Origin of the sequence: Rubinisphaera margarita, assembly GCF_022267515.1 — a bacterium.
GTDB classification, from domain to species: domain Bacteria; phylum Planctomycetota; class Planctomycetia; order Planctomycetales; family Planctomycetaceae; genus Rubinisphaera; species Rubinisphaera margarita.
Map to the genome: position 1 here is coordinate 817,412 of NZ_JAKFGB010000014.1, position 12,758 is coordinate 830,169.

The 12,758-nt window shown below is 57.9% G+C and carries 9 protein-coding genes; 6 read left to right on the forward strand and 3 right to left on the reverse strand.

Annotated elements, in window-relative coordinates; all coding sequences use genetic code 11:
- Positions 1 to 14: 14 nt before the first annotated feature.
- Complete coding sequence (locus L1A08_RS16110) at positions 15 to 515, reverse strand: hypothetical protein (RefSeq protein WP_238757472.1); 501 nt, start codon at positions 513 to 515, stop codon at positions 15 to 17.
- Positions 516 to 769: 254 nt separating this feature from the next.
- On the opposite strand from L1A08_RS16110, the gene L1A08_RS16115 reads away from it, so the two are divergent.
- Together L1A08_RS16115 and L1A08_RS16120 are read left to right on the forward strand one after the other, a co-directional pair.
- Entirely contained in the window at positions 770 to 1,351 is a 582-nt protein-coding gene (locus tag L1A08_RS16115) for a DJ-1/PfpI family protein (protein WP_238757473.1), read from the forward strand.
- A gap of 60 nt (positions 1,352 to 1,411) precedes the next feature.
- Positions 1,412 to 2,329, forward strand: a complete 918-nt coding sequence (locus L1A08_RS16120) for a hypothetical protein (RefSeq protein WP_238757474.1) — start codon at positions 1,412 to 1,414, stop codon at positions 2,327 to 2,329.
- Between the two features lie 126 nt (positions 2,330 to 2,455).
- Here the strand turns inward: L1A08_RS16120 and L1A08_RS16125 are convergent, their stop codons facing one another.
- Positions 2,456 to 5,254, reverse strand: a complete 2,799-nt coding sequence (locus L1A08_RS16125; RefSeq protein WP_238757475.1) for a hypothetical protein — start codon at positions 5,252 to 5,254, stop codon at positions 2,456 to 2,458.
- Positions 5,255 to 5,747: 493 nt separating this feature from the next.
- Between L1A08_RS16125 and L1A08_RS16130 the strand changes: the two genes are divergently transcribed.
- The 3 genes from L1A08_RS16130 (at position 5,748) to L1A08_RS16140 (ending at position 9,338) form a co-directional block, all read left to right on the forward strand.
- The gene (locus L1A08_RS16130; protein WP_238757476.1) at positions 5,748 to 6,035 is read left to right on the forward strand and encodes a transcriptional regulator; all 288 of its coding nucleotides are present in this window, start codon (positions 5,748 to 5,750) and stop codon (positions 6,033 to 6,035) included.
- A gap of 159 nt (positions 6,036 to 6,194) precedes the next feature.
- Positions 6,195 to 7,967: a c-type cytochrome gene (locus L1A08_RS16135; protein ID WP_238757477.1), complete on the forward strand. Its 1,773-nt coding sequence runs from the start codon at positions 6,195 to 6,197 to the stop codon at positions 7,965 to 7,967.
- A 222-nt stretch (positions 7,968 to 8,189) separates the two neighbouring features.
- The gene (locus L1A08_RS16140) at positions 8,190 to 9,338 is read left to right on the forward strand and encodes a hypothetical protein (protein ID WP_238757478.1); all 1,149 of its coding nucleotides are present in this window, start codon (positions 8,190 to 8,192) and stop codon (positions 9,336 to 9,338) included.
- Positions 9,339 to 9,534: 196 nt separating this feature from the next.
- Here L1A08_RS16140 and L1A08_RS16145 read toward each other — a convergent pair whose 3' ends face one another.
- A complete protein-coding gene (locus L1A08_RS16145; protein WP_238757479.1) occupies positions 9,535 to 10,353 on the reverse strand; it encodes an HAD-IIB family hydrolase in 819 nt (272 codons plus the stop codon).
- A gap of 237 nt (positions 10,354 to 10,590) precedes the next feature.
- Here L1A08_RS16145 and L1A08_RS16150 point away from each other — a divergent pair, with 237 nt between their 5' ends.
- The gene (locus L1A08_RS16150) at positions 10,591 to 12,753 is read left to right on the forward strand and encodes an HAD family hydrolase (RefSeq protein WP_238757480.1); all 2,163 of its coding nucleotides are present in this window, start codon (positions 10,591 to 10,593) and stop codon (positions 12,751 to 12,753) included.
- Positions 12,754 to 12,758 lie beyond the last annotated feature (5 nt).

Below are 12,758 nucleotides of genomic sequence, written 5' to 3' on the forward strand. Positions count from 1 at the left end.
AGCGGGCCTCGGGCTTACTTCGCCTGTTCGTAGAACGCTTCTTTGGCTTCTGGATCTTCGAGGATCACAAACTCGCCTGTTTTGTCGTCGTAGGCGTAGTTCTGATAGTCGGGCAGGGCGTTCAGCTCCATATTGTGCTGAGCCATCATAGCCATGAATTCCTCGTGCGTCGGGTAGCGGTCGTCAGCGGCTTTCATCAGATCGATCTGATGTTTCATGTTCATTACATTGATCTGGGAAGAGGCGGAGATGTAGCCGGTAAGGACCGTCGTCAGCGGATCATTCCCGGAAACGCGGTTCTCGGTCACGACGAGATTCGGGTTCTCGGCCATCGCCTTGTTCTTGTCGAGAACGACTTTCGTCTTCCGTTTCACGAGATTCGGCCGCTTTTCCTCAGCGGGAGCGGGAGCCGAATTCTCCTGAGCAGTGGGAGACTGAACAGCGGAATCGTTGCAGCCGAGGGAGAGGCAGCAACCGAGAATCGAAAGGCCGACAAGAGAACGAAAGCAAAGCATGAGAGCGAATCCTGACTGAAAAACAGGAGAAGTGGATGGACGCCAGTGTCCCGAAATCCCGAGTCTGCTTCAAGCATGCGGGAAAATGGGATTTGACGGAGCGACCGGAGACGATCACAATAATGTGACCCGCTCGGGAATATCCCGATTGTCAATACGACCGATTTCATTAGCTTTGCGAAAGCTGCTGCAGACCGGTTGCCCGCGCTTTCGCACCTCGCCTGCCACCAGCTGAATGGAGTGACCCCTTAGACATGGCTGATCCAAAGATCCTTCTGCTTGCCGGCGATTTCGTCGAAGACTACGAAATCATGGTTCCGTTCCAGACGCTGCAGACCCTCGGGTTCCAGGTCGATGCTGTCTGCCCGGACAAGAAAGCCGGTGACAAGGTCCGGACCGCCATTCACGATTTTGAAGGCGATCAGACCTATACCGAGAAGCCGGGACACAATTTCACGCTCACAGCCGATTTCGACAGCGTCAATCCGGCGGACTATGCCGGACTGCTGATTCCCGGGGGCCGGGCTCCTGAGTATCTGCGGCTCAACGAGCGTGTGCTCGAAATCGTGCGAATCTTCATGAAGGACAACAAGCCGGTCGCGGCGGTTTGCCACGGATTGCAGATTCTGGCCGCCGCTGGTGTGCTCGAAGGTCGCAGCTGCACCGCTTATCCCGCCTGTGCTCCGGAAGTGAAAGTCGCCGGCGGAACGTATGTCAGCACCGAGATCGATGCCTCGGTCGTTGACGGCAATCTGGTCACTTCGCCGGCCTGGCCGGCTCATCCCGCCTGGCTGCGTGATTTCGCGAAGCTGCTGGGCGTCACGATCTCTCACTGACAATGAACTGAAATCGATTCCGATAGCGGGCGTTCCTCTTTTTTCGGCGATGGTGCGAGTATGATCAAACTGGGCATTATCGGAGCGAGCGGGTCCGACTTCGCAAAGCTGTACGTGCCGGCTCTGGAAGCTCTGCAGAAACGGGTGCGGGTCGAGTGCATTTACGACTATGTCGCGCACTGCGCCGAACAGTCAGCCCGGTTGATCAACTCCACCGTGGCGCACTCGTTTCGTTCGCTGATTCGCCGGAGTGACATTGACGCCGTGCTGGTCCTCGGAAGCGGCTGGCCGGGAATCCTGCCGGTTGTCGAATGCCTCAGGGAAGAGAAGCCGGTCTATGTCGCCAATTCTCTGGCAATTCCCGAGGACATTATGCCGGAGATCGGCCGGATGGTCGTCGAATCGGGTGCGATCACGGCGGTTGAGAATCGTTTTTGTTACGCCCCGGCCGGGCTGCGGTCTCAGGAACTGATCGCCAGCGAACTGGGCCGACCGGTCACGGTGACACGCTTCCTGTCGCGGGAAGCCGCACTGGAGTCTCAACTCGCCACCATTGCCGAGGCAATGGGCTGGTTCCGGCATTTGTTACCCGGTTACGAGTTCCAGATTGATTCGGCAGCCGAGGATCCGCTCGATCGCTTTGTTCTCCAGAGAGCCTCCCGGACGGGCGAGGTCTCAACGGTCAATGTGCAGTTTTCCCTGCAACCGGACGACCGCTGGTTCGAACTGGCCACTGATCAGGGCGCGATTTCTATCTATTCGGCTGAAGAACTGGGCTGGTTGCATCACGATGCCAAGGGGACGGAACCTGCTCGAGAGATCCTGACTCACGAACGAAACAGCGTCTCCAGGCAGATTGACTTCTTTTGTCGCCGAATCGTCGGCGGCTTGATTCCCGTGCACGATCTCTCCAACGGACTCTGGTCGCAGCAGCAGGCTCTGGCTGTCCTGCAACGTCTGTCGAGTTCGTCGACCTGAGCGTCAGGCGTATCCCGGCAAATGCGCGTTCCATGCAGCGAATCTCAATCCGAAGCGTGAGCGAGGACGTCTCGTCGTGGTCCTCGCTGAGGCTTCGAGTTGAGAAGTCCACGGCGATGACGCGTTCTACTTGAGTAGACCCTTGAGCAGTTCCAGCGGTTTGCTCGATTTGGAGGGCTCGTCGGTGGCGGGTTCAGCGGTTGCCAGAGGCGGAGTGTTGCCCCGCGGGAGCGGCAGGACCTGGACTTTCAGGTCGTCGATGGCGACATCGCCCAGGCCATGGAGTTCGAGAACGAGCTTCAGGTCTTCCTGCTTCCAGATCGGTCGCAGCATCTGGAACTGATGCCATTCGGTCTCTTCGGTCCACTGCAGTGCACAGCTCGCTCCGAATTGTGTGTCGTAGATGCGGAAGCCTTCGAGGCTGTCGGTGATGTCCCGCGGAAGTCGCACCCAGCCGGTCACGTGCAGCAGATCGCCCGACTTCACCGAGATGGGCGGCGACTGATAGCGGACCGACGGATTCTCTGTATTCGTGACGTGCTGGTTCTCCGCGGCAACGGCGACCATTCTCAGGCTGTACTCCCCTTCGCGAACATTGCTCGGGTCGAGTGCATCATAAACGACGATCTGTTCGGACGTCGTCAGATCCCGGGTCCAGCCTTCGACTCGCATTGCGCTGGCGTCCTCGAACGAAGCCGATCGGATCACCGAAGCGTTTGCGGGCGTTTCCTGTTTTCCAAGACGCTGGATGAGATCCCAGTAATCGGGGAGCGTCTGGTAACAGACCGTGTGTGGCACCGAAGAGGGGGCGGAGACATGCTGGACAGCGTGCTGCCAGTGCAGTCGCTGGAGGATCCGCATCAGCTGGCAGGCGACTTCGGCGTTGTCGCGGGCCTGGTGATAATGCTGTTTCTGCCACGACAGGCGAGCTTCGTCAATCAGGCGGCGGCTCTGATCGAGCAACTGCGGAGCTTCCGGCAGTCCGACGCCGAGGTTGGCCAGCTGTGCGTCCACTTCAGTGACTCGATTCAGTTTGGCTTCCGCCAGTTGCACGGAGAGATCGGCACTGCGGGACTGGATCTTCTGAATCTTCCGCTCCATTTCCTGAGCAACCCCCTGATCGGTCGCTACCATGAGCGCGGTTGTCATGTTGAAGCGGGGAATGCGGATCTCTGTTCCGCCTGATTTGCGGCTCGTTTCCAGGGGCCACAATCCGGTTGGCGTGATCTGCCAGAGAAAAGCGGATTCCGGGAGGCTGCGGACAAGGACCTTGAGATCGTTCGCGGCCAGGGGGCCAGGCACATACTGCGAATCGGCCTCGGCTGCTGAGATGAGGATCACCAGACCATGCTCACTGCGAACGAGCGCGCAGGTCAGTTGTTCTTCGGTCGTCACTCCCGATTCGCTTCGACTTGCCACCGTGCGATTGCCACCCATCGCTCGCCCCAAAGGCAGGGAGAATCGATCGATCACTTCACCGTTGGCGAGAAACGGTTCGAGCAGGTCGAGTTCGGTGATGAGCTGTTCGAGCACGAGGCGACGTTCTTCAAGCCCCGGGCCTTCGGCATTCAGCGGCGTCCAGTTCCAGTATCCAAGTCCGCGGCAGCCGGAGCAGAGCGCATGATAGGTCTGCAGCCGTATCTGCTCCGGTTCGATCACAGCCGGGCTGAGTCCGGAGTTCTGGCGGAAGTCGGCGATCTCGCGTGACGGTTCGGTTTGCAGCCAGGTCATCACAAATGTCCCGGGGCGCGCCCGGCGAATACGTCGCTCGAAATGCTGAGCATATCCCTGCATGCTGCATGGGGTCTGCAGGATGTGTTTGCTGATCCCGAGCAGGTCGACATCGCGTGAGAAGACAAGTTCTTCGGAGGTGACATCCGCCATCACCGGACGGTTCTGTCGACGATCGCTCGATTTGACCTGATGCACCCAGTGTCGCAGCTGTTGATGAGCGTCCGGCTGGATGCGAACACCCAGATTCCAGAACAGGATGCCGTCGGTTTCCGGACCGAACGGAGCCAGACTCCCTTCCACGGCATCGAGGATCTGGCCTTCCTCGGATTTTACGCTGGGCGGCCAGGCAGTCGCCCAGATGCCGCGTTCATTAAGCTCTCGGATCAGATCGCGATTGAGATAATTATCGATCCAGACGACATTTGCCCCGAGCCGGTCGAACATCTCGGTCGGCTCTTTCTGGTAGGGGAGAATGACCGGAAAGATTTCGCGTCCATCGACGGAGAGTGAATCGAGCTGAAAATCGATCTGCGGCCCCTGCGGACGGGCACTGGTCGGAGTTACAACCTGTTGAGTCTCGATATTCGGACTCACGATCGGCGACATCCGGAGATCGTCGATCATGATCTCCGTCATCCCCTTGCCGAGATTCTGACGCAGGTAGATCCGATCAACATACATGCCCCGCGGATCGAGTTCCTGCGGCTTCATCGAAGCCCGCCAGAGAATGAGATGTTTGGCGATAACGCTGTCGCTTGTACTGCAGGTCAGCTTTTGCCACTTGGTCGCTTCGGTGAGGGAGTCGCCGATGATGAGCCGTGTAACCGGCTGCCCGGTTTCAGGATCGATCTGATTGGGAAAGACGATGCGAGCTGCCAGTTCGGTTCCCGGACGATTGCTGTAGGCGGCGACTTCGAGGCGGAGTTCATCGAATACGCGGGCCGGCTGAACAGGACACTCGAGCACGACCGAAACGTTCTGGTCCTGGGTCATGAACTGAAGGCGTTCTGCCCCCTGGCCGGAGTAGGCGAGCGACTTGGTCCGCTCGTGCAGGCGAAGCTGAACTCGCTGGTCGTCGAAGAAGACCTTGCAGCTGACTTCGTCGCCTTCGAATTTGTTGGTGTATTCCTCAGCGTCGACGAATGGACAGAGCGTCAACAGTAGTGCGAGCACGCGCAATGCGAGAAGCATGCCGCCTCTCAAACCGCAAGCGGTTCGGTGGCAGTCAGTTAAGAATCGTCGACTGTTCAACAGACGATCAGAATCCAGGAAGCGCCGATTCACAACTGCTCGTCCCTGAGCTTGTTATCTGACTCTCTGTCCAGCCACAGAGATGTCGGAACAATCGTTAGATTCCGTCAGAACAGACTGGACTTCGGTCATAGCCGCATGCAGAATCGATTTGATCTGTATAAACGGAACCGAGGGATCGGGGCTCGTTCGATCCGCGTCCTCGGGACGTCGGGAGAACTTGCCGCGATTTGCTCCGGGTGCCAAGATCTCGTCCTTCATGTCCCGCACCTCGGGGGCGTCCGAAGTGTATCAGACACGGTCGGGTACCGACAACACCATCCGTCTGGAGCGTTTGGTCGGATTTCCGTTGAGATTGAAACACAAGACCATTCGTTTACCAACGTTGAGGGCTCGGATTTGTCCGGTCACCTGAACGAACAGGATCAGTGCCATGCTGTCCAATCATTCCCGCTTCGAAGGCAAAGACACGGAAACCCTCCCTCGGGAACTGGTTGAGCTGGGACGGCACCTGCATAAAATGCCGTTGTCTGTGCAGAAGGAACTGATGGACAGCTACGACCAGGTGGTCGACTGTGTCCGTCGTCGCCGGCGGATTCTCAATCTCGTGCAGGAAGCGTTGGCACAACTGCGTCTGGACATTAAATATCTGATGTTCGACCTTGAGGTGACCCGCCGGGAACGCGATGAACTGAAGGCCCAACTCGACGAACGGGAGTAATCGGCCTATTATGCATCAGGGATTCCTGATGTATGGCGGCGTTGAGGTTTGCCATCGTCCGGGAACGCCCGTATAAACGGAGAGTGTCAGCTCTCGCAGCTGTGCGAGTCACCGTTGTTCCGATTTCCCACCTGCAGTGTTCTCCCCCAGGAGTTATTCGTGATCTCTTTGCGTCGAAAATTCGTCCCTGGCCTCCTTGTTGGACTGTTGGCCCTGCCGACTTTCGCTCTGGCTCAGAACCCCTCCGTTGCGCCGATGATTCGTCTGCTCGACAGCGATCGGCTGCCCGAAGCCCGGTATCCGCTTGTCGTTGAACTCATCAGCAAACGGGGCGATGCGGAGGATCTGCAGACGGTCTTTGAAAAAGCCTGCAACGACTTTTCGCCCAAGACACGTCTGGCGGCTTTTCAGACCCTCGCCCAGACAACACGGGATCGTAAGATCAAGCCTGCCGGCGATCTCTCCCAGCTCTCGACGGTACTTGACAGAGCGATCGAATCGAAAGACGTCTCTCTGCAGCGGCAACTGATTCAACTCGTCGGGCTCTGGCAGGTGAAGGGGCTGGCCGGAGATCTGGAAAAACGACTGCAGGATGGTTCGGCCAAAGGTTTGACCGGGGTGATTCTCGATGCCCTCGCTGATCTCGGTGGGGCGGAGGCGCGGAGCGTGATTGAGTCGCTTACGTCCGGGAAGCATTCCAAGTCGGTGCGAGCCGAAGCAATTCGGGCTCTGGCCGGACTCAATGTCGACGCAGCCGCCTCGGCCGCTGCTCAGTTTCTGGCGGATGCCAGTCCCCGTGACAATCTGAACTCCGTGATCCAGCCGTTTCTGGATCGTCAGGGGGGGCCTGAGAAGCTGGGGCAGGCGGTTGCTCAACAGGAGATCTCGGCCGATGTCGCCAAACTGGCCCTGCGATCGATGCTGACGGCTGGCCGGAACGATGAAGCGCTTTCGAATCCTCTTTCCGCGGCCGCCGGATTGAATGCCACGACCGAACCGATGACCAAGGAAGAGCTGGCCCAGCTGGCCCAGGAAGTTCAGAAGCATGGCGACGCGGCTCGTGGCGAGAAGATTTTCCGCCGCGAGGAGCTGAACTGTTATAAGTGTCACGCCATCGGCAAGGCCGGCGGAGAAATCGGTCCGGATCTGAGCGCCATCGGCGGCAGCTCGCCGATCGATTACCTCGCCAACTCGCTGCTCTTCCCCAGCCAGGCGATTAAAGAAGCGTACAAGACGCTCATGATTCTCGACATCGATGGGCTTCAGCACACCGGAATTGTCGTCGATCAGGACGACGACCGGATTATTCTCCGCGATGCTCAGGGGAAAGAAAAGACGATCGCCGTCGACGACATTGAGTTCGAGAAGGAGGGTGATTCGCTGATGCCTTCGGGCCTGACAAAGTTCCTGACGCATCAGGAGTTTCTCGATCTGGTCCGGTACCTCTCGGCTCTCGGCAAGGATTCCGGCTACACGATGTCGGCGGATCCGACTGTCTATCGCTGGCGGATCTATCCGCGTCCCCCTGGAAAGGTGACCGGCGAACTGTTTGATGACGATTCCGTCCGCAACATGCTCTTCGAATATGCCCCGGAGAAGTGGCAGCCGATTTATGCTTACGCCTCTGGCGAGATTCCGGTTGGTGAAGCGAAGTCGATTGCCAGGAACAGCGTCGTCTTCCTGATGGCTGATTTCGATGTGACCGTTCCCGGGAATATCGCGATCGACCTGCCTGGTCAACAGGGGTTGACCGTCTGGGTGGATGATGAGCGCGTTCCCGTCGAGCAACTGCAGAACGTGAATGTTTCTCAAGGCTCGCATCGGCTTCTGCTGCGGATTGATACCGCGACGTATGAGCCTTCGGCGATCAAGGCTGTGATTCGCAAAGGAAAAAGCCCGGCTGCTGAGTACAGCATTAAAGTCGGTCTGTAGCCGCCGATTGCTCTGAACCATTTCAATAGAACCACCGCGCGATCGAGCCAGAACTCGGTCTCGCGGTTTTTCGTGCGCCTCGGCTTCAAATGTTAACCTTGGCGCTTTGGTTCGTTTACGCTGGTATTGCCGATAATCCCTGCTATTCTGACTGTACAAACTGCGCAGCTTGTCAGGAATTGCGCGAACCCCTGGATTAACAGTCTGTAGAGCGAGGTCACGATGAGATTCAGAACTGCTGTCATGACAGGCGTTGTCGCCTGCATGCTTCTGGCAACAACGTCGGCAGATGCTGGCCGGCGACGAGCCTGTCGTCTGTGGAACTATGGATGCAGCAACTACGGCTGCTTCGACGATGCTTACGGTCCCTGTGGTCCCGCCCTCGATGCATGCTGCGAGCCTGCCTACCAGGACGTTGAATGCACTGTGATGGTTCCTCAGACGAGCTACGAAACGCGGCGGATCGTGACCACGCAGTACAAGCCGGAAGTTCGTCAGCGGACGGTGACCGTTTACCGTCAGGTCCCGCGTGTCGAAACACGTCAGGTCCAGTACACGGTTTGCGATCGCGTGCAGCGAGAACGGACGGTTCCTCACGTGACCTGCCGTCCAGTCTACGAAGAAAAGCAGGTGCCGTACACGTACTGCGAACCAGTTTACGAACAGCGGACCGCCACCCGGACTGTTCATCGACCGGTTTACGAAGACGTGCAGCGTGAATACACCGTCATGGTGCCTCATACGGAATGGCACACCGGCGTTCGCAAAGTGTGTCACATGCAGCCCACAACCGAGATGCGTTCGATCTGCGTCGATCAGGGTTGCTGGGAAGAGCAGTGCGTTTCGGCGCCCTGTGGACTTGGTTGCGATCCCTGCGGCCTCAGTGGCCACATGGCCTGCCGTCCGATGACCTGCCGCGTGTGGCGCCCGAACCTGGTGGAAAAGCAGATTCCTTACACCGTGTGCCGTCCGGTTTATGTCGATCAGGAATACCGTTACTGCACGACAAGCTACAAGCCGGAAACCCGGACCTGCACCCAGCGGGTCTGTCGTCATGTGCCCGAAGAAGTCGAGTACAACTACACGGTCTGCCGGATGGTTCAGCGCCAGGCGGAACGCACTGTGCGGGTTTGTCGCTACGTGCAGGAAACCCATCAGCGCGTGGTTCACTATACCGAGCTGGTCCCGCGTACTGAAACTCGCGAAGAGCAGTACACCGTTTACGACTGCGTCCCGGAAGAGCGGACTGTCGACTACACGGTTTGCGTCCCGGTTCCCGTTGAACGTGAGGTTCAGGTCGCCGTCTGCAGAATGGTCCCCCAGACCGTGGTCCGCCGCGTGCCGGTTCCTTGCAACACCTGCAACTACTAATAATTGACAAGCGAGAAACTTCGCGGGTCCGCGAAGTCCACTCCAGCGACTGAAGACAACAGGCCGCCTTTGATGGGCGGCCTGTTCGCGTTATTGCGGTCCGATTGTTCGACGTCAGTTGATACTCAGAGACTGGGACAGGCGAAGCCGTAACCCTCCAGAGAAAACGAAACGGTAACCCGGATCGTCGCAGGTACTACTCGGGGTGAGGAAACACCCCATAAGCGTGGCAGCCTTCCAGCACGCCGCTCGTCGCTCGGGCGTTCGCGTGATAGGCATGACTGGTCAAGCCACGACGCTCGTGTTCTTCCCGCACCTGTTGGACAATCCGGGCGTCGGTGTTGTTGACCAGGATGGCGCGGAAGCCGCTGATGAATGCGGCGTAGTCGTTCCCGGAGTCGCCCGCGAACACAACCTTCGACAGATCGATGCCGAAGCGGTCGGCCCACCATTGCAGTGCGTGGGCTTTCGAGACCTCTCGCGGCAACAGATCGATGAGTCCATCCCCGTTGAACGGATCGATGCTGGCGATCATTGTCCAGGGAACATTGTCCGCGTGCAGTCGCTCGCTGATCGCCCGTTCGGTGGCTGGCATCGCCTCCTGGTTGACATAGTAGCTGAGCTTGAACGGACCCTGTTTGACCTCTTCCTGCAAGACGAGATCGCCGATCGACTGGAACTCCGCTTGAAGCCGATCGCGCGGATACTCCTGAACGATCGTGTCCTGATAGTCCATGTAAGCTTGCAGAGGTTTGAACGTGTCGTCATCGCTTCGTTCGCAGATCGTGGTGCCGACATCGCAAACGATCCACTCCGGCTGGGGCAGCTGATGCTCACGCTGTTTTTCGAGAACCGATTCGAGATGGCGGCCGGTTACATACACGAGCGGCACACGGTGCTCCTGCAGCTTTCGGCGCAACATTTGCAGATCACGGACGTTGTCCTGATCGTTCTCCAGAGGGATCAGGGTGCCATCGAGATCCGTCGCCAGAATGGCGGGAAATTCCTCGTACATCGGATTCCTGTTCTCAAGCTGTAATCGCTGGTGTCTTGAAGTTTCAAGGCGTCCACTCGATGATAGCAGTTGCTGCACACGGCCGCGACAGCCAGTTTCGACCACTTTTTCCGGTCCGACTGCTGTCGTCAAGCAGACGAATATCGCGGAGATTGAACAGCCGACCCGATCGATGAACGACCAGCCGCTTCGCGACACGATGGCTGCAACAACATCGACACAACACAACAGGGCGCCATGACAGAAACCAGAATTTCTCACAACGCAAAGGTCACATTGATTAGTCTGCACGGTTTGATTCGTGCCAATGATGCGGAGCTGGGAAGGGACGCGGACACGGGAGGCCAGATCAAATACGTGCTGGAACTGGCCCGCGAACTGGGCAAGCACGACAACGTCGCCGAAGTCGAACTGCTGACGCGACAGATCTTCGACAACAAAGTCAGTTCCGACTACGCTCAGGTGGAAGAGCGGATCAGCGAGAACGTGAAGATCGTTCGACTTCCGTTCGGTCCCAAACGCTACCTCCGCAAAGAAGCCCTCTGGCCCTTTATTGAGGTCTTCATCGACCAGGCTCTGAGCCACTTCCGTCGCAACGGCTTGCCTGACATCATTCACGGCCACTACGCTGACGCCGGTTACGCGGGGGCTTATCTCTCCCGGTTGCTTCACATCCCGTTCGTATTCACGGGCCACTCGCTGGGCCGTGTGAAACGCGAACGTCTGCTCGCCGGGAAAGCCAACTCCGCGTCGATTGAGAAGACGTACAATCTCAATACGCGGATCGAAGCCGAAGAGTTCGCGCTAGAAACTGCGGCCATGGTCGTGACGAGCACGAATCAGGAAGTCGAGCAGCAATACGCGGTCTACGATCATTACATGCGCGAACGCATGGAAGTCATTCCGCCAGGTGTGGACCTCGATAAGTTCATGCCGGAAAGCCCGGATGATCGCGAACGACCAATTGTTGAGAGCATCAACCGATTCTTTAAGGATCCGAGCAAACCCATCATTCTCACGATGGCTCGCCCCGACGAGCGGAAGAATCTCGACATGCTCGTGCGGGTTTATGGTGAAAGCCCCGAGCTGCAGAAAATCGCCAACCTCTGCCTCGTGATGGGATCCCGAGACGATCTGCGGGAGTTGCCGAAGAGTCAGCGAAAGGTGATCTCCAACATCATCACACTGATCGACGTGTATGATCTTCATGGCAAAGTGGCTTATCCGAAGGGGCATGCTCCGTCCGATGTGCCGGATCTGTATCGCTATTGCCGGGAAATGGGAGGCGTCTTCATTAACCCGGCACTAACTGAGCCGTTTGGCCTGACACTGCTGGAAGCGGCGGCCACCGGGCTGCCAGTTCTGGCCACCAACGATGGCGGACCTCGGGATATCATCGCGAACTGCCATAACGGGGTGCTGATTGATCCGCTCGATCAGAAAGCGATTGAAAATGCCTTGCTCCGAGCGTTGACCGAACCGGATCAGTGGAAAGAATGGTCTGAGAACGGAATCTCCGGAGCTCGCGAACATTATTCCTGGGCCAACCACGCCCGGCGTTATCTTCGCGATCTGAGTGACATTCTCCAGACGTCGCCTCCACCGGCGTTGACTGTAAATGCTCCCCGTCGGCAAATTCCGAACTTTGATCGGTTGATCATTACCGACCTCGATAATACCCTGACCGGCGATGAGGCCGCCCTGAAGGATTTTGTGGAGCTCATCAAGGAAAACGAGCACGTCGGGTTCGGCATCGCGACCGGCCGGCCGTTGCACAGCGTGCTCACCATGGTTCGCGAGCTTGATCTGCCGATGCCGGATCTGCTGGACACGGCCGTCGGTACCGAGCTGTACTATGGCAAGGGGCTCGTCCCCGACAAGAGCTGGCGGAATCAGATTGGCTATCAGTGGAACCGCAAGGCGGTCAGAGAATTGCTCGACGCGCAGCCGGGGTTCTATCTGCAGTCCGACGACAATCAGACAGAGTTCAAGGTCAGCTACGAAGTCGATGCCGAGGTTGCTCCCAGCCTGACGGAGATCAAGCGTCTTCTGCGGCAGGCGGGCATCAAGGCGAACGTCGTCATGTCGCTGGGAATGTATCTCGATGTCATTCCCGTTCGCGGCGGCAGCGAATACAGCATGCGGCATCTATTGTATCGCTGGGGGTTTGCTCCCGAGAAGGTCCTCGTTGGTGGCGATTGCGGCAACGACGAGGGGATGCTGAAGGGAAGGACGCTGGGCGTGGTGGTGGGCAATCACAGCCCCGAGCTGAACAAGCTCAAGAAGTGGCCCCGAATTTACTTTGCTGAGGGACAGCACGCCCGAGGTATTATTGAAGGGATCCAGTACTACCAGTTTCTGGACAACATTGTCATTCCGAACGACAGCATTGACGAGTAACCCCG

Coding starts and splice junctions, on each gene's coding strand:
- L1A08_RS16110 (WP_238757472.1), bottom strand. CDS start 515: ATGCTTTGCTTTCGTTCTCTTGTCGGCCTTTCGATTCTCGGTTGCTGC.
- L1A08_RS16115 (WP_238757473.1), top strand. CDS start 770: ATGGCTGATCCAAAGATCCTTCTGCTTGCCGGCGATTTCGTCGAAGAC.
- L1A08_RS16120 (WP_238757474.1), top strand. CDS start 1,412: ATGATCAAACTGGGCATTATCGGAGCGAGCGGGTCCGACTTCGCAAAG.
- L1A08_RS16125 (WP_238757475.1), bottom strand. CDS start 5,254: ATGCTTCTCGCATTGCGCGTGCTCGCACTACTGTTGACGCTCTGTCCA.
- L1A08_RS16130 (WP_238757476.1), top strand. CDS start 5,748: ATGCTGTCCAATCATTCCCGCTTCGAAGGCAAAGACACGGAAACCCTC.
- L1A08_RS16140 (WP_238757478.1), top strand. CDS start 8,190: ATGAGATTCAGAACTGCTGTCATGACAGGCGTTGTCGCCTGCATGCTT.
- L1A08_RS16145 (WP_238757479.1), bottom strand. CDS start 10,353: ATGTACGAGGAATTTCCCGCCATTCTGGCGACGGATCTCGATGGCACC.
- L1A08_RS16150 (WP_238757480.1), top strand. CDS start 10,591: ATGACAGAAACCAGAATTTCTCACAACGCAAAGGTCACATTGATTAGT.